At 47.1% G+C, this 21,282-nt stretch carries 19 protein-coding genes and 1 pseudogene; 1 reads left to right on the top strand and 19 read right to left on the bottom strand.

Annotation, left to right across the window (positions count from 1 at the left end):
• Positions 1–44: 44 nt before the first annotated feature.
• The 15 genes and pseudogenes from DPA2511_RS08010 to fliF all read right to left on the bottom strand — a co-directional run bounded on the left by DPA2511_RS08010 (position 45) and on the right by fliF (position 16,805).
• Positions 45–3,611, bottom strand: a complete 3,567-nt coding sequence (locus tag DPA2511_RS08010) for a glycosyltransferase (protein WP_012765171.1) — start codon at positions 3,609–3,611, stop codon at positions 45–47.
• 554 nt (positions 3,612–4,165) lie between these two features.
• The gene (locus tag DPA2511_RS08005; RefSeq protein WP_012765170.1) at positions 4,166–5,305 is read right to left on the bottom strand and encodes a FliC/FljB family flagellin; all 1,140 of its coding nucleotides are present in this window, start codon (positions 5,303–5,305) and stop codon (positions 4,166–4,168) included.
• A gap of 322 nt (positions 5,306–5,627) precedes the next feature.
• Positions 5,628–6,416: a flagellar biosynthetic protein FliR gene (gene fliR, locus DPA2511_RS08000; protein WP_023638248.1), complete on the bottom strand. Its 789-nt coding sequence runs from the start codon at positions 6,414–6,416 to the stop codon at positions 5,628–5,630.
• 2 nt (positions 6,417–6,418) lie between these two features.
• Complete coding sequence (gene fliQ, locus DPA2511_RS07995) at positions 6,419–6,688, bottom strand: flagellar biosynthesis protein FliQ (protein ID WP_012765168.1); 270 nt, start codon at positions 6,686–6,688, stop codon at positions 6,419–6,421.
• A gap of 30 nt (positions 6,689–6,718) precedes the next feature.
• The gene (gene fliP / locus DPA2511_RS07990; RefSeq protein ID WP_226376649.1) at positions 6,719–7,480 is read right to left on the bottom strand and encodes a flagellar type III secretion system pore protein FliP; all 762 of its coding nucleotides are present in this window, start codon (positions 7,478–7,480) and stop codon (positions 6,719–6,721) included.
• Positions 7,480–7,875 (bottom strand): flagellar biosynthetic protein FliO, encoded by a 396-nt coding sequence (gene fliO / locus DPA2511_RS07985; protein WP_404821615.1) that lies wholly within the window; start codon positions 7,873–7,875, stop codon positions 7,480–7,482. The genes fliP and fliO overlap by 1 nt, the downstream gene beginning before the upstream one ends.
• A gap of 29 nt (positions 7,876–7,904) precedes the next feature.
• The gene (fliN, locus tag DPA2511_RS07980; protein ID WP_012765165.1) at positions 7,905–8,315 is read right to left on the bottom strand and encodes a flagellar motor switch protein FliN; all 411 of its coding nucleotides are present in this window, start codon (positions 8,313–8,315) and stop codon (positions 7,905–7,907) included.
• The gene (fliM, locus tag DPA2511_RS07975) at positions 8,308–9,330 is read right to left on the bottom strand and encodes a flagellar motor switch protein FliM (protein ID WP_023638246.1); all 1,023 of its coding nucleotides are present in this window, start codon (positions 9,328–9,330) and stop codon (positions 8,308–8,310) included. Before fliM ends, fliN begins: the two co-directional genes overlap by 8 nt.
• 5 nt (positions 9,331–9,335) lie before the next feature.
• Complete coding sequence (gene fliL / locus DPA2511_RS07970; RefSeq protein WP_012765163.1) at positions 9,336–9,815, bottom strand: flagellar basal body-associated protein FliL; 480 nt, start codon at positions 9,813–9,815, stop codon at positions 9,336–9,338.
• A gap of 136 nt (positions 9,816–9,951) precedes the next feature.
• On the bottom strand, positions 9,952–11,523 hold the full coding sequence (locus tag DPA2511_RS22385) for a flagellar hook-length control protein FliK (RefSeq protein ID WP_012765162.1): 1,572 nt from the start codon (positions 11,521–11,523) through the stop codon (positions 9,952–9,954).
• Entirely contained in the window at positions 11,520–11,966 is a 447-nt protein-coding gene (fliJ, locus tag DPA2511_RS07960) for a flagellar export protein FliJ (protein WP_012765161.1), read from the bottom strand. Before fliJ ends, DPA2511_RS22385 begins: the two co-directional genes overlap by 4 nt.
• A gap of 89 nt (positions 11,967–12,055) precedes the next feature.
• A pseudogene (gene fliI, locus DPA2511_RS21320) lies at positions 12,056–13,419 on the bottom strand (flagellar protein export ATPase FliI).
• Positions 13,419–14,114: a flagellar assembly protein FliH gene (fliH, locus tag DPA2511_RS07950; protein ID WP_012765159.1), complete on the bottom strand. Its 696-nt coding sequence runs from the start codon at positions 14,112–14,114 to the stop codon at positions 13,419–13,421. Before fliH ends, fliI begins: the two are co-directional and overlap by 1 nt.
• The gene (gene fliG, locus DPA2511_RS07945) at positions 14,107–15,099 is read right to left on the bottom strand and encodes a flagellar motor switch protein FliG (RefSeq protein ID WP_012765158.1); all 993 of its coding nucleotides are present in this window, start codon (positions 15,097–15,099) and stop codon (positions 14,107–14,109) included. Before fliG ends, fliH begins: the two co-directional genes overlap by 8 nt.
• Positions 15,096–16,805 carry a flagellar basal-body MS-ring/collar protein FliF gene (gene fliF / locus DPA2511_RS07940; RefSeq protein ID WP_012765157.1) on the bottom strand — a complete coding sequence of 570 codons (1,710 nt, stop codon included), beginning with the start codon at positions 16,803–16,805 and terminating at the stop codon, positions 15,096–15,098. Before fliF ends, fliG begins: the two co-directional genes overlap by 4 nt.
• 246 nt (positions 16,806–17,051) lie before the next feature.
• Between fliF and fliE the strand changes: the two genes are divergently transcribed.
• Positions 17,052–17,387, top strand: a complete 336-nt coding sequence (fliE, locus tag DPA2511_RS07935) for a flagellar hook-basal body complex protein FliE (RefSeq protein ID WP_012765156.1) — start codon at positions 17,052–17,054, stop codon at positions 17,385–17,387.
• 227 nt (positions 17,388–17,614) lie between these two features.
• On the opposite strand, the gene fliT is transcribed toward fliE, so the two are convergent.
• The 4 genes from fliT to flgL all read right to left on the bottom strand — a co-directional run bounded on the left by fliT (position 17,615) and on the right by flgL (position 21,252).
• Entirely contained in the window at positions 17,615–17,989 is a 375-nt protein-coding gene (gene fliT / locus DPA2511_RS07930; RefSeq protein WP_012765155.1) for a flagellar protein FliT, read from the bottom strand.
• 118 nt (positions 17,990–18,107) lie between these two features.
• On the bottom strand, positions 18,108–18,515 hold the full coding sequence (fliS, locus tag DPA2511_RS07925; RefSeq protein ID WP_012765154.1) for a flagellar export chaperone FliS: 408 nt from the start codon (positions 18,513–18,515) through the stop codon (positions 18,108–18,110).
• A 21-nt stretch (positions 18,516–18,536) separates the two neighbouring features.
• Positions 18,537–20,036: a flagellar filament capping protein FliD gene (fliD, locus tag DPA2511_RS07920; RefSeq protein WP_012765153.1), complete on the bottom strand. Its 1,500-nt coding sequence runs from the start codon at positions 20,034–20,036 to the stop codon at positions 18,537–18,539.
• A 277-nt stretch (positions 20,037–20,313) separates the two neighbouring features.
• Positions 20,314–21,252 (bottom strand): flagellar hook-associated protein FlgL, encoded by a 939-nt coding sequence (flgL, locus tag DPA2511_RS07915; RefSeq protein ID WP_012765152.1) that lies wholly within the window; start codon positions 21,250–21,252, stop codon positions 20,314–20,316.
• Positions 21,253–21,282: the final 30 nt, after the last annotated feature.

Raw genomic sequence — 21,282 nt, 5'->3', positions numbered from 1 at the left:
AACACAGTTTCACTATTTAATGTCTTTCGGTGACGCACGTTCAATCAATTAGGTAACCAAGCCTCCCGCCATATATGCAAATTATCACCATCCAGCATCCAATCACGACTGACGGCTTGTTTTAGCATATCCCCCGTCTTTGCTGTTTCATTAAGATCGGACAAGTATTCTCTGATCGCATCCATCCACTCTTTATAACGATTGCGGACGCGGGTCACAGGCAGATCACAACGATACGGTTCAATATCACTGCAAATAACGGGATAACCACATGCACCATACTCCAGCAAACGAAGATTACTTTTACAGCGGTTAAACAGATTATCCTCAAGTGGGGCCAACGCGAGATCCAGATTCATGGACGCCAGCTTTTCCGGATAGGAATCGATCGGCACACCTTTATAAAATTCATGGATATAGGGACGAAGTTTTTCCGGACACATACCGAAAAAGACCCATTCAACCTCATCCGCCAAATCCCGGACAATATCCACAATCAGCTCCAAATCGCCGGTATGGCTACTACCGCCACCCCATCCTACGCGCGGTTTTTTCCCTTGTCGGCGCAGCGAGGTCAAGTTACCCCACCATTCAACCGGTAGCTTGTTCTCCACCACGCGAATATCTGCATGCATGCCGGCGAAGGCCTCAGCCAAAGGCTGGGTAGAAACAACGAATCGATCCATAAAACCCAGACTTTTACGCATCGCTTTGAGGATATCTTTGGGAACATCTTTGCGATGAATACTCTTCAGCGGAACGTTGGGCATGTAATCGTCCACCTCGTAAACTTTGAACGTACCCGTGTATTTGGACAGACGATGAACCCAGTCATGGAAGTAGTCGGATGTTGGGCGCTGGCAAATCAGAACATCCGGTGCATAGCGCGCCATCGTCGGCAAACTCAGATAGACGTTTGCCAGTTTGCCATCGATCAAACCAGCATCCTTTAACGCATTGAAAGGTTTAATCACGCGGTAGTGGCCGCAACCAAATGAATCAGCATTTTGTGCCATCACGATAGGCAACGGATTCCAACTCAGCGGGCGCCAGATCAATGAGGGATCGGGTTCAATTTCAAACCCTCGCCCATTAAGAGACAGGTTGATGTTATAAGCTGGATCGCGACTGATGACCGGAAGCCATTTTTCATACATCCGATCCTGTTCCACCAAAAATGCACGGTGCTTATGCTCCATTTCAGCATTATCGTCCTTCACCGATTCCGTGCTATTTGCCGCTTTGTCATGCATAACGATGGCATACGGAGTCCAGACGGTAAGATAACCGGCTTCGCGCGCCTTCAGACAAAGATCCACATTGCCGTAGGCAGTGCCGAACTGCTGTTCATCGAACCCACCAATATCATCAAACAGCGCTTTCTTAATCAGCATGCAGGCGGCGCTTATCGCGGTGTAATCTTGATCAACGACCAGGCGTTCCATATAACCGCTGGAGTTCACTGATTCACCGGCAAATGGGATATCCGCCGGGCCGCGCAATCCGAGAATCATCCCCGCATGTTGCACGCTGCCATCGGAATAAATCAGTTTGGCGCCAACAATACCCACCTCCGGGCGCTGAATATGATTAAGCATATTATCCAGCCATTCAGCCTGGATAATGGCGGTTTCGCTTTTCAGGAACAGCAGATAATCACCATTGGCGGCTGAAAACGCCAAATTGTTAACACCAAATTCAGTTGCCCCTTCCGGAGCATAAAATACCCGGATACGATGGGGATCCACTTTCGCCAGACCATCCAGCCAGACTTTGGTCTCATTATTCTGGCTGCCATGATCCACAATAATCAGTTCGTAATTCCGGTATTTGGTTTTCTCCAATAGACTGGTAACGCTGCTGGCCAATACGGAAAGTTTATCCTTGGCAGGAATAATGATAGAAACCAGCGGTTTTTCCGCATGGTTATAGACCAGTCGATAATGCCCCGGCGCCGGAGTCAAAACTCGAGCATTCTCATATCCGCGCCTTACCAAGTGACGTTCCAGCACTCGAATCTCATCCGGTATGGATCGCAACGTCACGGCATCCGATATGGTCAGGAACTCCGCCAAGTGCCCTATCGACCCAATCCCTTTCTGTTCAATCAGCCGAACAATAAATTCGAACTCGATACTTTGTGAAAATGCATTGTCAAATCCACCCAGCTCCAGCAGCACTTCCCGTTTAAACAGCCAGTGGGACGCCATAATGGCGGGAGTGCTGAGCAGATAATCTAGATTGAAATCAGGGCGACAAGACGCACCGATGTTATCGTTGTCTCCACGCAACAGTTCATCGCCGTAAACTGCAGAACAGCCTTGTGCGCTAACAAGACCGATACTGGTCATAATCAACCCGCCTGCCGTTACACACTCACCAGCACGGATATTTAAAAGCCAGTCGAACTCAACATTCGTGACAATATCGTTTAATGATTGGGCAAGTAAATTTTCTAATTTCTTATACTCCACCCCATCCATAATGGGATAGATATCATTCTCTGCCATCGTCAATACTATTGGTTTGACAATTACTCCAGAAATAGAGGAATCAAAAATACTCTCAAGAGTTTTATTAACTTTTTCCGCATCGTTAAACGCATCATAAATAACAATACAGAATGTCCTTCCATCCGGATTTTGCTCCAGATAACGGTTGATAAACTCTGACTCGATCCGGGTAGGTACGCGAGCAGCCAGCCATCCACCTTTTGATTCCGTTTTTTTAATCAGTAACTCGTTCTGTTTATTTCTTATTGCTTCATCAATGTCGAAGTCAATGAACTGTTCGGGAAAATCGAGCGGTGCAATCTGGATATATTTACTATTGCCCTTATAGGGTATAAACCAACCAACCTGAACAATCGCCTTGCCAAAAAGGGAATGCTCAACAAATTCTTTGCCATCGATTGCATCATTAATTTTCCCGGTATCAAGGATACGTATTTGTGACAGCGGTTGCGCCAACATCACCAGATCGCCGCGCATCAGCAATTTCGTATACAACACCAGGGAACCCATAGCGCCAAAACTCTGACCACCAATATGGAAAATTGGTTTTTCCACTGACAGCAGATCAGCCTTCCGGAAAAGGGTGCAGGAAAATGCACCAATAAAATTGATGACATAATCCGCAAAGAAACTTGGCACCCCTTCGCCTTTTATGATTCTGTCATCCGTAAATGGATAAACCGAGGCCGCACTTTCATTTAATTCTTGCCCATCGCTACCAATCCTTTGATGTCGGGATGATGCAATTGTCAACGAAGTATCACTATCCAGAACCCCAACCAATAATCTAACGCAATCTTCCCGGATTACATCCTTGTCAAACAAAAACTTGATATATTCGCCTTTCACCATATCAAGGGATTTGACAAAACGATTCTCAAAATCATGAGATGCATCACAGCGGTGATAATGAATGGTATAAGGAGACATCGCGAGTAATTTGTAGGCGATGTTTTCAATTACGCTGTCAGAAGTAGCATCGCATACAATAATTTCAATGTTGGCATAGTCTTGCTGTAAGGCACTTCGGAGTGACAACTCAAAAAAACGAGGATTCTCTGCAAAAATGATAACACTTACCAATGGCGTATTACCCATCACCACACCTCTTGTTGATCAGGCCTGCTAGCCTCTTTTATTTTCTTATACCGCCGAATAAAGCAGCATAATCGCTAGCATCTCATAAATTTAGCAGATTATAAACGCCTATAGCCGGTTCCAAACAGAGAATGTCAGACACTTTTTTACGGCTATTCAATCTATGAAGTGAAATGCAACTATTTCATTTATGACTTTTAATATGATCGGGAAAAAATAACCATGTATAGCATCGGTTGAAGAACAAACAGGCGCTCAATAAATATTGTCCATATAAAAGTAAAAATCCGCCTTCAAAGAAGGCGGCTTTGATGTAGCCCCCTGAAAGGGGGCACAACATCTTTATTCGCCACTCTTTAGCCTTCTTCTCGAATGCATTACCGAGGAAAAAACCTCACAGTCTCTCTGAATCATCAAAGTGTAAGATGAAACATTTACGCATGGGCTTTCTTCAGGCTAGAGCCTCACAGGAACAATCACCACCTCCCGAGGAGGTGGTTTAAAGCTGACAATAAAAAACCCCACCGAAGTGGGGTTTTGCAACACAAGGCATATTACTGCAGCAGAGACAGAACAGTCTGCGGTACAGAGTTAGCCTGGGCCAAAACAGAGGTACCAGCCTGTTGCAGGATCTGGGCTTTACTCATATTGGACACTTCAGTTGCATAGTCAGCATCCTGGATACGAGACTGAGCTTCGCTCAGGTTGGTCGTGGTGCTGGTCAGGTTGTTGATAGTAGAGTCGAAGCGGTTCTGAATCGCACCGAGGTTACTCTTCATGCTATCTACCTGAGCGATGGCTTTGTCCAGCGTAGTCAGCGGATCAGACGTCGCAGCCAGAGTCAGGTCATCAGTGCTGACCGAATCGATAGAAATAGTCAGAGTACCCGTGGTACTGTCTACAGACAGATCGTTGGAAGTCAGTTTGTAGTAAGCCGTAGTACCGGAAGCACCAACGTTAGATACGGCAGAAGTCAGAGTACCGCTGACGAAGTAGTTACCATTGTCATCAGAAACCAGAGTCGCACCGCTCAGCACGCCGCTGAAGGAACCAGAAACACTACCACCAGTCGTGCTACCAACAGTCACGCTAACACCGGTGTAAGAAGTACTGTTGTAAGTACCGGAGCTTGCATCAGTAGCAGAACCAGACAATGAAGGACCATCGACGTTAAAACCAGTCAGGTTCAGGCTGGTTGTATTGATTTTCTGCAGGTCGATAGTGATGGTCTGACCATCCTGAGAGCCAACCTGAATAGATACGGAGGTCTTGCTACCATCCAGAACTTTAACGCCGTTAAAGTCGGTCTGGGCAGAAATACGGTCGATTTCAGACAGACGCTGAGTGATTTCATCCTGGATTGACTGCAGGTCGCTTGCAGAGTTGGTACCGTTCTGAGCCTGTACGGTCAGAGTACGGATGGACTGCAAGTTTTCGTTGATTTCGTCCAGAGCGCCTTCAGTGGTCTGAGCCAGAGAGATACCATCGCTGGCGTTGCTGGAAGCCTGAGTCAGACCGTTGATCTGAGAAGTGAAACGGTTAGAAATCGCCTGACCCGCAGCGTTATCTGCAGCGCTGTTGATTTTCAGACCAGAGGACAGACGTTCAATCGCAGTACTCAACGAAGTCTTAGACTTGTTTAAGTTGTTCTGCGCAATCAGCGAAATGCTGTTTGTGTTAATTACTTGTGCCATAAGAGATTTCCTTTTAAATCATCCATCAGGACTTAAATGGTAAGGGTTCAGGCTTTGCCGCCCACGGCGTCAACCACCGTCCTTTGTGGTATCGGCTTACTGCACCCAACCTTTAGGTGTTTAGGTCAAAATTTTATATTTTTTTATTTTCAATTGGTTGCATTTATTTTTCTCAAAATCATCCGTATAAAACGGTCAAATACTCTCAGCAAATCCGTCCGGCAGAGAATAGGAATGTGTATAGATAAATCACGAGATCAATGGCTAGGATCAAATCCTATCGCCCTTGAGATAGAACGTAACAACATAGAATTGTTGATGTTTAATTCCCAGGAATGAAATTCCCAACCATCCTGGCAATAACATCAAAAAATTCCCCGAAGACACGTTCAGCAAAAGTGGGAAGAAGAGGCATCAGAAAGCTAAGAGTCAGAATACCGACAGTCAGTGTCACCGGGAATCCAATAACAAAAACCGAAAGCTGCGGCGACATCCGGTTCAAAAACCCCAGAGACAAGTTTATAACCAGCAATAATGTGATCAGCGGTAATGCCAGTCTGAGTCCATAGTTGAAAATCTGTATCCCGGCTAACGCTACCGAATAGAAAATATGACTGTCGATGGCGTCATCGTTAATTGGGATAACATGAAAAGTATCAGCGAGCATGGAGACCAACCATAAGTGCCCATTGGACGCCATGAAAAGTAATAACACGAGTAAATTCAAAAGACGTGCCAGTACCGGCATATTCGGCCCGCCAGACGGGTCGAAAAAGGTCGCAAACGATAACCCCATCTGCAGACCGATCAGCTCGCCGGCGACACGGAAAGCAGTCAATGCTAACTGCATGGTAAAACCGATACAAACACCTATCGCCATTTGTTTTCCCAGCACCCATAGCCCGCTGGCAGAAAAAATAGGAATCAACGGGATAGGTATCGTGGGACTGACAAGAAAGGTGATTAGCAACGCCAGACCAATCTTTACTCTATTGTTGATCTCTTTTTCGCTTAATACCGGTGCAGTGGATATCAATGCCAATATTCGGATAAACGGCCAGAAAAACTGATTAAGCCAATGAGTTAAGTCTGCCGCCGTCAATTCGATCATGATTAGCCAATGATCGTTGGCAGGCTGCCAAACAACGAACGGACATAATCAAGGAATACCCCTAGCATCCAAGGGCCGGCAATAATGATTGTGGCAAAGACAGCAAGTACCTTGGGAATAAAAGAAAGCGTCATCTCGTTTATCTGGGTCGCTGCCTGCAGGATACTTACGATAAGGCCTGTTACCAGTGCAGCCAGTAACAACGGAGCCGACAACGAAAGCGCCACTTTCATCGCTTCATTGCCCATTGCCATTATGGATTCAGGTGTCATGATTTCAGTCCCTACGACATTTAGTCATGGTTAACTGTAAAAGCTCTGTACCAACGAACTCAACAACAATTGCCACCCGTCAACCAGCACAAATAACATCAGTTTGAATGGTAACGAAACCGTTGCTGGAGGTACCATCATCATTCCCAACGCCATAAGTACACTGGCTACAACCAAGTCAATGATCAGGAAAGGAATGAAGATAGTGAACCCAATCTGAAATGCGGTTTTCAACTCACTGGTCACAAAGGCTGGCACCAAAACACGCATAGGAACCGCTTCAGGCCCTGATAATGCGGATATTTCGGCTAAACGGGCGAACAATGCCAGATCCGTTTCCCGCGTTTGACGCAACATAAACTGACGCAACGGCTGGGAACCCCGCTCGATTGCAGTTTCCATATTGATTTTATTCTCGCTGAAAGGCTGGTACGCATCTTGATATACCTTAGTCAAAACAGGAGACATAATGAAAAAAGTCAAAAATAGGCTGAGGCCGATCAGAATTTGGTTTGGCGGAGCCGTCGGCGTACCTAAAGCACTACGCAGTAATCCCAGCACAATGATAATGCGAGTGAAACTGGTCATCATCAGCAAAACAGCAGGAATAAATGTCAGCGATGTTAACAACACCAGCGTCTGGACTGGAAGACTCCAACTCTGAGCGCCATTTGCCAACGGCTGACTGATGATGCCGGGTAACTGAGCCCACGAATTCGGGGCGAAAAAGACAATCAGAATGGTAAAAAAGCTGCGCCGAACTAAACGCGCACGTGGTGCAGAAAACATCATCATTCTGATTTTTCCGAGCGAGTTAACACTTTATTCAGGAGTGAACGAAAATCTGTCGACTTCGATTTATCCACCGCAGGCACCTCATCTATCGTTTTTGCGGGCAAAGTATGCAAATGAGTGATCTGCTGAGGCGTAACCCCCAATACCAACCACTCATTATCCACCTCAACGATGACGACTCGCTCACGCTGACCGACCAGGCAGCTCGAAACTACCTTCAACATCTTGTTCTGTCTCATTTGTGGGGCAAAGCCCAACTTTCTGGCCAACCATGCCATCAGTAGAATGAGTACAAGAATCAGGCCTAAAACAACACCAATTTGCGTCAATGCAGAATCTGAAGAATACGACGGTGCGGTGCCAACTGCTGGCTGCACCGTCGATGTGAGCATTGTCTGATCCTGGGGTTGAGACATGGGAGCTAACGGCTCAGACGACGCATACGTTCAGAGGGAGTGATAATATCTGTAATGCGCACACCGTACTTATCAGCAACGACGACAACTTCACCCTGAGCAATCAAATAACCATTGATTAAGATATCCAAAGGCTCGCCAGCCAACCCATCAAGAGCCACTACTGACCCTTGGGACAGTCTCAGAAGCTCTTTGATTGTCATTTTGGTTCTGCCCAACTCAACAGTCAGCTTTACTGGAATATCTAAAATTAAATCAATATCTTGAGCTGTCCCAGATGCCGTATCGACATCAAGTGTTTTAAAAATCCCTTCAGCGCTGCCTGCTTTCTCTGCGGTCTGTTGCTCATTAAATGCATCAGCCCACAGATCGTCCACTGAATCTTTTTCTTCGGACGGTTTCTTCGTGTCACTCATTGGGCTGTTCCTCGTTATTCAGATTATTCAGATTATTCAAAATAGGATTAATCAAACGTTCAACCCTGAGGGCATATTGTCCTTTGAAAGTACCATATTGCCCGGTAAGGACGGGTACGCCATCAACATGAGCAACCAAACTCTCAGGTTTTTCAATAGGTAATACATCACCTGGTTTTAATTTCAATACTTTCGACAATCTTAAGGGAATGTCGACAAAATTCGCAACCAACTCCAATTCAGAATGCTGTACCTGCTTGGCCAACGTTTCCCGCCAGTTTTGATCTTCCTGACGCGAGTTCTCCAGAGGTGGATTCACCAGCAGCTCACGCAACGGTTCAATCATCGCGAAAGGAATACAAATATTGAATTCCCCCGTGAGATTACCAATTTCAACATGGAACGGCGTAGTGACCACGATATCATTAGGCGATGTCGTGATATTCGTAAACTTAACCTGCATTTCAGACCGGACATATTCCACATCCAGCTTGTAAATGGCATTCCAGGCATCACCATAAGCGTCTAATGCCAACCGAAGCATTCTTTTTACTACTCGCTGTTCGGTATGTGTGAATTCCCGACCTTCTACTTTTGTGGGGAAACGACCATCCCCCCCGAACAGGTTATCCACCGCAATAAAGACCAGGCTGGGAGAGAATACAAATAAAGCAGTCCCTCGAAGTGGTTTCAAATGCACTAGGTTAAGGTTTGTTGGCACCGGCAAATTGCGGGCAAAATCATGATAGGGCTGAATCTTGATAGGTCCAGCAGTGATATCCGGGCTACGACGGAGTAGGTTGAATAGCCCCATGCGAAACTGACGGGCAAAACGCTCGTTAATAATCTCCAGTGATTGTAAACGCTCACGAACAACCCGCCGCTGTGTATTGGGGTCATACGGTTTAATATCACTGTCAGCAGACGCGGCTGATTTGGCTTTGTTATCGCTATCATCACTATCGCCATTCAGTAATGCGTCAATTTCGGCCTGGGAAAGAATGCTGTCACTCATAATAATTATCGCAGTATAAAAGCCGTGAACAGGACATCATTCACCACCTGATTCGGTTGTCCGGGCACCAGTGGTGGACTTAACACTTGCTTAATCTCTTCAATCAGTTTTTGCTTACCCTGTTCATTCGCTAAGGCAACGGCATTTTGACGAGACAAGAGCAACAACAGACGACTGCGAACCTCCGGTAAATAGCGCGTAAAACGACCCTTGGTCTCTTCGTCCGGTAACCGCAGTGTAAATCCAATATACAAAACCCGATCCGGATTGTTATCTGGATTGACCAGATTCACAGTGAACGTATCCAATGGCATGAATACTGGCTCGGGGGGAGGAGCTTCCTTGGCTACCTGAGGTTCCACGTTCTTTTGATGGAGAAACCACCAACTAGCACCAGCAGCACATGCAGCTGCGAGCACTACAGCAATCAGTAGTAGTAACCAGACAGAACGCTTACGCCCCGACTGTGTTTTTTTTTCAGCCATAGACCAAGATAATTCCTATACGCATTGGTATTAAATGCAGGATACGAACTGCACTATATATAGTGATTATCCCGTCTATTTATTCTATCAATAGGATGAATAGACGAGGAAAATCACACTACCTTAAAGGTTTGTTTTACGCAAAAGTATCAACACCATTCAAGGATGACGCGACTCGTTGCAGCGATGCCGGAACATCCAGAACGTCTCGCGCGGCATCCACTGATGAAGAATATTGTTGCGATGACGAAGATCCAGACTGCCCCTGACTGTTTTGCTGCCATCCTGAGCCAGAATAACTCTCGCTACCTACACTGGTTTGGCCCAGTGTAATACCACTTTCTGACAACGCGGTTCTTAACTGGGGCAATGCAGCCTCCAGTGCTGCTCGAACCTGGCTATGAGCTGATGCCAGATGAATTTGGGCCTGATTGTCGTCAAGCGTCATACTAACCTGGATAGCGCCGAGCTCTTGCGGATGAAGCTTCAACTCCACATTTTGCTGATTATTGCGGCTGAACATCACGATCTGCTGGCTGAATGCCTGCTGCCATTCATCACTCCCCAGACGGGCATTAATCGTTGCCGATGCTGCAGAACTCGTAGGTGTGGTACTCAAGGTCGTACTGTTACCAACCGTTTGACTCAACGTACTATTCAGTGCATTCAGTGAGGATGTCGTTGCAGATGCATTCGCTTCTGTAGATTGTTTATGCTCCGTTACCGTCGAAGTCAACGTTACATCAGCCGATTGCACTTGCGCACGGGAGCTATCTGTGGAACTCACTTTGACATCGCTGATGGTATCTTTACTGTTTTTACCCTTTCCAGCCGTTAGCGACGAAGAACCGGTTATCGCCGTAGTCTTGGCAGAATCAACCGCTTCACCGGTATCGCTCGATAATCCAAGCTCTTTCGACGTGCTTAATTGGCGAGTTTGCGCCAACAAGAGTGAGCTCTTCTCCGTACCATCGGCCGAACCCAATGCAACTGCCGACTCCGCAGCTAAATGAACATCCGTCGAGGTAGTATCCGTCCCTGTAACAATTTTCTGAAGTTGCTGCGGAATCTCCGAGCCCAACATGGCAATGAAGGCGGAAGATGACGTAGCTGCATCCGTCCCTGCAGTAGAGTCCGTTGAAATCACAATATCGCCATCGGTGATATCAAGCGCATCATCATCTGTTGATGTATCTGCTTTCTGGCCATTGGGTACCGCAGAATCTTTACTGACTGACGTATTTTTAGCGTGTGCAGTGCGCGATTGTTGAAGCATTGCATTCAACGATGCATTCAGCAGTGTTTCACCGTTTTCCAGAGAAGCATCATCCACAGCATCACTCTTGTTTTCCACCGTGTTGGTAGCATCTGATTTTGCTTTCTCGGTAGTCGTTTTACTTTCTACCGTGGTCTGCGATGAAGTTTGTTGGGACTGAGCAGACTGCTGTGAAGATGCCGTATGCTCCTCCAGTGGTTTGCTCTCATCTTGAGAGGTCTTGGCCTGCTGCCCATTATCTGTACTGGTAGTACTGGTAGTGGTTTGATTGTTCTGACTTTGCTGAGTGCTGGCCATCTGCGAAGACAGCATGTCGCTAAAGGTACTGGGCTGGGAAGTCCCATACACTGGACTGGACGAACCAGACGTCGTGGAATCTGATTGACTTACGCCATTTTGATTAGACAAAGCGGTGGCAATAGATAAATTCATGGATTCAGTTTCCTTAATGATGCGCGCTGTGCAAATTCATCCATCAGTTTCTGGTCACGACGGTTCTCCTTGAGGAGAAATTCCTGCATCGCCCGCTCTTTCAACGTTTCAAAAGCATTCAACCGTTGTCGTTTTGTCTGCCATGTGGAGAGCGCTTGCTCAAGACGCTGAGCCCACACATGTAATTGTTTTTGGTGTTGCTCTATTGCCAGTTCCAGAGTTTTTATAAATTGCTGATAATTATACCAGTTGGCTGCATTAATACCGGTACCCATCGACTCCTGAAGGCGCAGGCGGTAGTCATTTTCATAGTCAAGCAGCATATCAAGCTGTTTTTGTGCCTGGCTATGGGACTGACGAACCTTACCTAATAATGTAGCGGCGTCGTCGACTTCCTGCTGAGCCAATTCGCGAAGCTTATCAAGAGGAGTATCGCTCTTCATAGTACCTCATTAACTATAGCGGCAATATACAGTCCAATCGTACCCAACCCATTCCTTGCGGAGACAGCGGGGAAATCCCGCTACTACCGTCACACAGTAAAGAGCTCGCCTAACTGCTGTAGGGCATGATCTTCGTCGCACCGTTCATACATACCCTGCTGTAAAAAGCTTTCCATACGTGGATAAAGCTTTATCGCTTTATCAAGCAGAGGATCGCTACCTGCGGCATAGGCGCCAACACTGATTAGATCCTTATTACGCTGGTATACCGATAATAGCTGTTTAAATTGTCGCACTTTTGCGTAATGTGATTCGTCGATTAACGATGTCATTGCACGGCTAATCGACGCTTCAATATCAATCGCAGGATAATGTCCTGATTCAGCGAGCTGACGCGACAACACAATATGTCCATCCAGTATCGCGCGGGCGGAGTCAGCGATAGGATCTTGCTGGTCATCCCCCTCGGTCAACACGGTGTAAAACCCCGTAATCGACCCGCCCCCATGAATCCCATTACCGGCACGTTCAACCAGTGCGGGCAATTTCGCAAATACGGATGGCGGATAGCCTTTCGTCGCTGGAGGTTCACCGATCGCCAATGCAATCTCACGTTGCGCCATCGCATAGCGTGTCAACGAATCCATAATCAACAGCACATGATACCCTTTGTCACGGAAATCCTCCGCAATCCGGGTCGCATAGGCCGCCCCCTGCATTCTCAGCAAAGGTGACACATCCGCAGGCGCAGCAATCACTACAGAACGAGATCGCCCTTCAGCGCCTAAAATATTTTCAATAAAATCTTTGACTTCTCGTCCACGCTCTCCGATCAACCCAACGACAATCACGTCAGCCTGCGTATACCGGGCCATCATGCCGAGCAGGACACTTTTCCCTACGCCAGAGCCGGCAAATAGCCCCATTCGCTGACCGCGACCCACCGTCAATAGCGCATTGATCGCTCTCACACCCACATCAAGTACATGATCAATCGGCGTCCGCTGCAGTGGGTTGAACGGTGGCGTTGTCAACGACGCACGGTACCCTGTTTCAGGAAGCGGCAACCCATCAAGAGGCTTACCCGCACCGTCAAGGATGCGCCCCAACAACGACATGCCCAGTGGCAATTTTTTCCCCTGCCCTTCATTATCTCCACCAATTCTGGCATAGACACGGGCGCCAGGAACGATGCCATCCACTTCTTCCAACGGCATCAGAAACAATCTCTGCCCATTAAAACCGACGACTTCGCTTTCAACTTCCTGCATCAAATCGCCATGAGGGCGCTCAATCATACAAGTAGCCCCCAGCGGCAGGTGTAATCCGGTGGCTTCAAGTACCAATCCCGTTGCGCGGGTCAAGCGCCCATAACGACGCACAGTTGGAGTAGATGCCATCCTTTTTCGATGGAATCCAGCGTTGAGAGCCAGCGAGAGAGCCGCACAGTCATTATAATTCCCCCGGCGCGGCCAACCGACACAGCTCATGCCAACGTGTTGCGATACTGGAATCCAGATCGCCATCATCAGCACTGATCTTACATCCCCCCGGATGTAATTGGTTATCGGCCAACAAACGCCAGCCATTAGCAGCCAGCGCTGGCCCGAGATGCTGCTCGATTCGCTCCATGTCGGACGGATGAACCCGAAGTTGAGGTTTCCCGCTAAATAAAGGCTCTTGCTGAATCATTTGCTGTATCTGGTTAAGCAGTGCAGAACCATCACAAACCGGTGATTGCCCGATGACTTGTTTCGCCGCAGTCAATGCCATTTGCATCAGTCTGGAAACAATGATGCTATCGAGAGAATCGAGCGTTTGTTGAAACTCAGTCACCATCTGCTGCATTTGAGCAGCCAAAGGCTCCTGCTGCTTCAGTCCTTCCTCCACACCCTGCTGGCGACCTGCTTCAACGCCTTGCCGGAATCCCTCCTCATACCCCTTTTGATGCCCCTCCTGATAACCAATTTCCTGCGCTCGCAGTTGTACTTGCTCACGCAACAGCTCCAGGCTGTTATCAGGTTCAGAATCCACCTCGGTAAACTGCGGGGCTGCATCAAGAGGCTCGTCCAACACCGGAAGAACCGGCTCACTCAGGTCCTTCAGTTTCCAGGGGCGCCACGGCAACTCGTTCGAATGATTAGACATAAGCGTCGTCACCACCGCCAATTATCATTTCACCACTGTCGGCAAGTCGGCGAACAATAAGCAGAATGGCTTTCTGCTCGTTCTCGACCTGCGACATACGTACCGGCCCGCGCGTTGCCAGATCGTCACGCAGGATTTCAGCCGCACGCTGCGACATATTGCGCAGGAATTTCTCCCGCAATGCATCGTCTGCCCCTTTCAGTGCAATCAGCAGAGATTCGGACTCCACTTCCTGCAACAGGCGCTGAATACTGCGATCGTCGACATCGACGAGATTCTCAAACAGGAACATTTCATCAATGATTTTTTGCGCCAGTTCGCCATCAAACTCACGCACAGCTTCGATAACCGCTTCTTCCTGCTGCGTTTTCATCAAGTTAATAATCTCGGCTGCAGTACGAACACCGCCCATCTTGCTGCGTTTGAGATTTTGGCCGTCTAGCAGGCCATTGAGCACTTCGGTCAATTCAGCCAAAGCCGCAGGCTGCACCCCGCCAAACGTGGCAATACGCAACATGACGTCATTACGTAACCGTTCATCAAACAAGGCCAGGATATCTGCAGCCTGGGCACGCTTCAGGTGGATAAGAATGGTCGAGATAATCTGCGGATGCTCGTCTTTGATGAGATCGGCCGCCATTTGCGGCTCCATAAAGTTGAGCGTTTCCATACCAGAAGAGGTTTCCTTGCTCTCAAGGATATCCTCCAGCAATGACGCCGCACGCTCTTCACCCAAGGCTTTGATCAGTACAGAGCGAAGATAATCGCCCGCATTGACGCTAAGCGCAGCATACTGTTCCGCTTCAGCCTCAAACTCCCGTAGCACTTCCATCAGCTCTTTATTGGAAATCTGTTTCATATTCGCCATGGCGGCACTTACATGCTGAACCTCACGCGCAGACAGGTGAGTAAAGACCTCCGCGGCGCGATCTTCACCAATCGTCATCAGTAAGATGGCGCTTTTTTCAGTTCCAGTCAGACTCATAGTTCAGTACTCATCCATTGGCGAATAACCAAGGCGCAGACGCGCGGTTCGCTTTCAGCCAGGTCACGAATTCGCTGGCTCTGATTTTCAGCGTGGACACGCTGCTGCGATTTCCGCTGCTGTTCCTGCTCCTCACGACTAAGCTGGACAACAATATCCTCTTCCTGTTTTGCGGCGGAGAGCCCTTCCATAAGTGCCTGCTGTTGGGCTCGTTTCTGCATCTGAGGTCGTACTGTTTTGCGCCACAGAATCCAGGCGACCAGCAAAACCAACAGCCACTTGCCAATGCTGGTTACGAGGTCAAGAAACGCCTGTTTCTGCCAGAAGGGCAATTCTCCGCTACCATCCGTCACTTCATTGAACGGCGCATTCACAACATTAAGGGTATCGCCCCGATCACTTGAGAATCCCATTGTTTCACGGGTCAGAGATTCGATCTGCTTAACCTGCTCTTCACTTAATGCAGCAGCCTTACCTTCGCTATTCAGCGCATAATTGACAACTACCGCCACAGAAAGACGCTGGACATTGCCCGCACTTTGCTTGGTATGACGAATCGTCCGGTCAACCTCATAGTTGATCGTCGAATCCCGACGAGTATTTGAAGACTGTAACCCTGAAGCGGACGTCCCCGCCTGTGCGCCAGCGCTGGCATTGTTCGCCGCATTTGTCTGACTGGCATTATTTTGATTGGTCTGATTGCCGGGTGTAGTAACCGGTGCCGTTGGTGTTGCGGACGGCTGGTTCGACAATGCACCAGGTACGCCGCCAATATTTCTACCACCCAATTGCTCACTTTGACTTGATTGCTGCGAACGCACAGCAGCCTGATTCGGTGTTTGATTGGGCTGATATTGTTCGTCGGTTTGCTCACGGTTTGAAAAATCGATCTGAGCCGTCACTTGCGCATGCACATTCCCCATACCGACGATTGGCGTCAGAATGGCCTCGATACGACGCTGATAACGACCTTCAACTTCCGTCGCATATTTGAGCTGCGCCGCGTTCAGATCACGTCCCGCCGCATCCGTTTGGCTCAAAAGACGACCGTTTTGATCGACAACCGTTACATTCTCAGGCGGCAGCCCAGAGACACTGCTGGAAACCATATAAACAATGGCGTTAATCTGCCCTTCATCAAGCGCTCTGCCTGGTTGCAGGTTCAGCGTCACCGAGGCTGACGGTGATTTTTGTTCCCGGACAAAAAGCGAAGGTTTAGGGATAGCCAGATGAACGCGGGCGCTATGAACAGGACCGAGCGTCTCAATCGTTCTGGACAATTCGCCTTCCAGCGCGCGTTGATAATTAATCTGTTCACTAAACTGGCTGATCCCGAACTTCTCTTGATCAAGCAGTTCAAACCCTACGGCACCGCCTTTCGGTAGCCCAAGTTGCGCCAGTCGCAAACGGGTGTCATAAATTTTGTCGGAGGGAATAAGTATCGCACCGCCATTGTCAGCAAAACGATATGGCACGTTCATTTGCGTCAGTTGAGTGACGACTTCGCCACCATCACGATCGTTAAGATTGCTGTAAAGCACTCTATAATCAGGACTTTTAGCCCATAAAGCCAATGCTGTCACAACGGCTACCGCAAATGCCGCAGCAATAAGCAGTGGCACTCTTAGGTTAGCGCGTAGCCGATTAAGTACAGCAGTAAATCCGTTCATACTCATCGCGGGCGAACTGCTTTTCACGGAGCTCATGCACTCTTCCTGCCAATTAACATTTTGATAGTTATTGATAAAAACAAAATAGACTCCCTGATAAGCAATGGCTGTTTAGCAGCTTAAGCGTTCACCTTTCTGGTTTGGGCGATATATTATTTCCCTGCACAGCACAATTCTATGGGTGAATTAGCAAATGTTTTTATAGCTATTTAAGCGCTTAGGGTGCCAGGTATTCTGGTACATTGATTACCAATTATCCATGACTGTTCTTGGGGCTTGAAAATGTCAGTGCAAGGAATTGAATCTGTTCTGCACCAACTGCAATCTGTAGCAACACAGGCGGCATCAACCAACCTGTCCAGCACTTCCGTTGATACAAATGAAGTTGCGGCAGGTGTTGGTTTCGCGCAAGAGATGAAATCCGCGCTGGATAAAATCAGCCAACAGCAGGAAACGGCTAAAACTCAGGCTCAACAATATGAATTGGGCGAAAAAGGCATCGCACTTAACGATGTCATGGTTGACTTGCAGAAAGCGTCATTATCGTTGCAGATGGGAGTTCAGGTTCGAAATAAATTGGTATCCGCCTATCAGGAAATCATGAACATGTCCGTCTGAATGTCGCAGATCACGCATCTAACCTCCGAACTCGGAGTGTATTTGTAATAAAAAACGAGTGCGGATATTATCCACTCTCGTTTTTTATTATGCATGATGCTGTTTAGTATTAAATTCAAATTAAACCAGCAAAGTGTAAATACACTGCTCAAACATGGCTAACTCGACAAACTATAATTGGTATTACAGTTGAAATAACGAGGAACGAGAATGACTGTTACTCGATCTTACCGTTTGCCACCACCAGGAAGCATCGAATTACCACTTGAGAATTTATGATATGCAGCATTAACAGACTGTTGACGGGTAGATTGACCAATCAATTCTCTTAGCTCATCCATCCGCGCTTGTAGTTTATCCCGTATAGTTTGTTCGTTATTAAGGATTTTTTCCAGATACACTTTGATGCGTTCCTGATCGAGCGGTGTAAGGGTCAGATTTTTTCCCTCAATCAGTGATGTCAGCTTACTCACTGCGCTCAGGTATTCCTGTTCTAATTCGATAAGTTTTTCCCACTCTGACTGCATCGCCAATTGCAACATGCGATCGCTTAATTCTAGTATTTGTTGGTAACAAATAAGGGCTGATTTGTGGGCATCCATTAGTCTTTTCCTGGATCTATACTATATTGACGGCTCTGTATCACTGATATCATTTGTCATTCCGTCTTATCATATGAAAATTATGTAAGCCGTATAATGAACCTATCAGAATTCAGAATTACCCTTCGGTATTAGGACTAACTGGATCGACTTGCTTCCAGGCATCCGCAATTCCCCGCAACAATTCTGTTATTTCCTGTAGCAACTCGCGGTCATTGCGTAGGTTAGCATTCAATAATTGCCGAATCATATAATCATATAATTGCGCCAGGTTAGTGCTTATCTCTCCGCCTTTTTCCATATCCAAGGAAGCCAACAGGCCACTATCAATGATTCTTACGGCCTTTGTTATGGCATTCCCTTTCGCAACAGTATCGCCTTGCTCCATGAAAATATCAGCCCGAACGAGAGCACTGATAGCCCCATCAAACAACATAGTGATCAGTTTATGAGGACTGGCGCTCATTACACCACTTTCCAGTCCAACCTGAGCATATGCTTGCGAACCATACATTGTTGCTGCCATCAGTGCCTCTATACTATTTTATTAACTGCTGGAACTCGTCAGCTGGTCGAACATAGATGTCAGCGTATCTGAGGTAGAATTAAGTTCAGATACCAGAACATCCAATGCCACAAACTGTTTTTTATAACGCGCCATTCTGGTTTCAATCTGGCTCTGAGTGGCTGTATAGTTATCCGCCAATTTATCAATAATCGACTGGACGCCTTCCTCCGCGCCATCAATCACCCCGTCGTCGTCGGTATAGGTTGAAATAGCCGAAACCATCTGGGTTGCCAGGCCTGTGGTTTTGCCATTCCCTACAAAGAAATCCGATACTGCAGACGCATCTTCAGTCAACGCATTGATTAATGTCTCGTCGTCAAGCGACAAGGTACCGTAAATGGTATTGTCATTGTCATCTTTCGAAGACGACTCAATGGATATACCGAGTTGCGTGATTACTTTGTACGTATCGCTGCTTTGAGCATGGCTCAGCAATGACTTAAGTTGGGTTTTAATTGAACTAAGGACTGAATCACCAACCAATGCGCCATTATCACTAGATTGCGACTCACCAGCGTCAACCGACGTATATTTCGATAAAGTGGCAAAGGAACTGAGCAATGTATTGTAGGCATCAACCCAATCGCTCACTGCACTCACTGCATCCGTGATGCTCTTGCTGACGGTCAACGTTTCGGCAGATGAAGACACCGAAGAAAGTTCAAGCGTTACGCCTTCCGCAGGAACATCCGTGACAGTATTGCTGCTTCGCTCAATGGAAATACCGTTAACCGTTAGCTTCGCATTCTGTGCGGCAACCTGTTCCGTCATCCCATTCGATGTGGACGTGCTATCACCATCATATCCGATGATACCGTTTAACGTCGTATCATCGCTGCTGACGGTAAAGGTTGACGCTTCACCAGTGTCGTCAGAAGTCAGAGTCAACTGATAACTGCTATCACCCGATTGAATAATACTCGCCGTTACACCAGCCTTAGCTGAGTTAATCGCACTGGCAATCCCCGAGAGAGTAGTTTGAGAATTTGTCAGCGTGACATTAACTGCTGTATTACTACCCACTGTAATCGTCACTGTGCGACTGCTCAGGCTGCTATCGCCCAGTTCGGTAGTTTTACTGCTTTGCGTTGCACTCGCCAATGTCTGGGCGGTTGCCAACTGAGTGACCTGAACAGAATAGCTGCCAGTTGAAGCAGTTGATTCAGCAGTAGCCGTGAAGGATGTGTTTGTTGACGTTTTTTTCGTTGTATAAAGCGAACTATCCGACAGTGCTTCCGTCGCGGTTGAAAACGTCTCCAGCGCACTTTGCAGCGTACCGTAGGCCGTCAACTTCGCTTCATAACTGGTCTGTTTAGTCGTAATCGCCGTAAGTTTCTGATCTTCGACTTCTTGCAGAGACTCCAACAGAGAACTCAAGTCAAGACCCGAACCAACGCCAAGCGAAGATACCAGTCCTGAGCTGCTTGTCGATGTGCTAGTACTGGTTGATGAACTCGTACTACTCGTTGTCGTTGCCATTATTCAGCCCTTTCAGAGATTTCATCCGTTCGTTTATACATTATCGGTAACAACTGATAAAAGTTTACACATATCAACTTATATCCATAGCACCGTACTTTTGCTTCGGAAGCGAAATTTTCTGCAATCAATGCCTTACCAGAGGAAATATCATCAATAGCAGGTACATCTGTTATAAACAAAAAACGGCGTATCGTTCATTTTGGTAAAACAAACGATACAGCCAAAAGAAATACGCCCGGTTTAAGCGTATTCAAAACCATAAAATCTTTAAATATCAACTATTCATTTCGAATAGCGACAAAGATTGCATTGATGAGAAAGCCGTATAAGCCGCCTGCAGCGTAGCTTTTCTCAACGTATTCTCAGCAATAATATCGTACCAGTCAGTCGCATCAGCGCCTTTCAGGCTGGTCATCAAATCAGAATAGATAAGATCCTTGCTATCACCAGCACTATCAAGAGTATCTAATTCGTTAATTTTGCTTCCAACAGAAGCCTGAATGGTGAGAACACCATCAAGCGAATCGGACATTCCTGTAGTTGCTGTACCGAGTGCAGCCGTATAGGTATCCATATTGGTGTTGTCACCATTGGTATCATCAAGCGAAATGTCTAACGCATCCAATACATTATTAATGTGGGTAAAAATATCACCAAAGACATCATCCCCCGTATCACCAACCGTCATTGTCCGACTGGCATCCACTTTCTGGCTGATTGCCGTATCGCTGCCGACATAACTGATAACACTCGGGTCGCTAGTGGTATCTTCAGAAAACGGTGCTGTATCTGTCTTATAACCGGCAAAAATATAATTGCCGTTAGAATCTGTACTATTGGCCAGACCGAGAAGCTGATCTTTATAACCCTGCAATTCCGTTTTCAAAGACTGACGATCAGTGTCACTGTACGTCGTATCACCAGCCTCAACGATCAAAGTTTGGATATTCTGAATAACATCAGTAACTTGATCCAATGTCGTCGTTTCAAGCTTCAAGCTATTCGATGCAGAAGAACGAGATGTTGCATACTGAGCACTGCTTGCCTGAGTCTGTGCCAGAATAACGGCCTGGGCAGAAGCGACAGGATCGTCCGAAGGCGAATTAACCTTTTGCAGGTTTGACAACTGAACCGACGACTCTTGATATCGTGAGTATGAATTGCTGACACTCTGCTGATTCTGCTTGTAAATTATTGCGGTACTCAGACGCATGATTTTCGTCCTCTATATTCGTAATCAATT

This window comes from Musicola paradisiaca NCPPB 2511 (genome assembly GCF_000400505.1).
In the GTDB taxonomy this organism is placed as follows: domain Bacteria; phylum Pseudomonadota; class Gammaproteobacteria; order Enterobacterales; family Enterobacteriaceae; genus Musicola; species Musicola paradisiaca.
This window is presented reverse-complemented; position numbering and strand designations above follow the sequence as displayed.

Bases quoted from the DNA above. Each gene is read 5' to 3' on its own strand.
- DPA2511_RS08010 (WP_012765171.1), bottom strand. From the start codon at position 3,611: ATGGGTAATACGCCATTGGTAAGTGTTATCATTTTTGCAGAGAATCCT.
- DPA2511_RS08005 (WP_012765170.1), bottom strand. From the start codon at position 5,305: ATGGCACAAGTAATTAACACAAACAGCATTTCGCTGATTGCGCAGAAC.
- fliR (WP_023638248.1), bottom strand. From the start codon at position 6,416: ATGATCGAATTGACGGCGGCAGACTTAACTCATTGGCTTAATCAGTTT.
- fliQ (WP_012765168.1), bottom strand. From the start codon at position 6,688: ATGACACCTGAATCCATAATGGCAATGGGCAATGAAGCGATGAAAGTG.
- fliP (WP_226376649.1), bottom strand. From the start codon at position 7,480: ATGATGTTTTCTGCACCACGTGCGCGTTTAGTTCGGCGCAGCTTTTTT.
- fliO (WP_404821615.1), bottom strand. From the start codon at position 7,875: ATGCTCACATCGACGGTGCAGCCAGCAGTTGGCACCGCACCGTCGTAT.
- fliN (WP_012765165.1), bottom strand. From the start codon at position 8,315: ATGAGTGACACGAAGAAACCGTCCGAAGAAAAAGATTCAGTGGACGAT.
- fliM (WP_023638246.1), bottom strand. From the start codon at position 9,330: ATGAGTGACAGCATTCTTTCCCAGGCCGAAATTGACGCATTACTGAAT.
- fliL (WP_012765163.1), bottom strand. From the start codon at position 9,815: ATGGCTGAAAAAAAAACACAGTCGGGGCGTAAGCGTTCTGTCTGGTTA.
- DPA2511_RS22385 (WP_012765162.1), bottom strand. From the start codon at position 11,523: ATGAATTTATCTATTGCCACCGCTTTGTCTAATCAAAATGGCGTAAGT.
- fliJ (WP_012765161.1), bottom strand. From the start codon at position 11,966: ATGAAGAGCGATACTCCTCTTGATAAGCTTCGCGAATTGGCTCAGCAG.
- fliH (WP_012765159.1), bottom strand. From the start codon at position 14,114: ATGTCTAATCATTCGAACGAGTTGCCGTGGCGCCCCTGGAAACTGAAG.
- fliG (WP_012765158.1), bottom strand. From the start codon at position 15,099: ATGAGTCTGACTGGAACTGAAAAAAGCGCCATCTTACTGATGACGATT.
- fliF (WP_012765157.1), bottom strand. From the start codon at position 16,805: ATGAGCTCCGTGAAAAGCAGTTCGCCCGCGATGAGTATGAACGGATTT.
- fliE (WP_012765156.1), top strand. From the start codon at position 17,052: ATGTCAGTGCAAGGAATTGAATCTGTTCTGCACCAACTGCAATCTGTA.
- fliT (WP_012765155.1), bottom strand. From the start codon at position 17,989: ATGGATGCCCACAAATCAGCCCTTATTTGTTACCAACAAATACTAGAA.
- fliS (WP_012765154.1), bottom strand. From the start codon at position 18,515: ATGGCAGCAACAATGTATGGTTCGCAAGCATATGCTCAGGTTGGACTG.
- fliD (WP_012765153.1), bottom strand. From the start codon at position 20,036: ATGGCAACGACAACGAGTAGTACGAGTTCATCAACCAGTACTAGCACA.
- flgL (WP_012765152.1), bottom strand. From the start codon at position 21,252: ATGCGTCTGAGTACCGCAATAATTTACAAGCAGAATCAGCAGAGTGTC.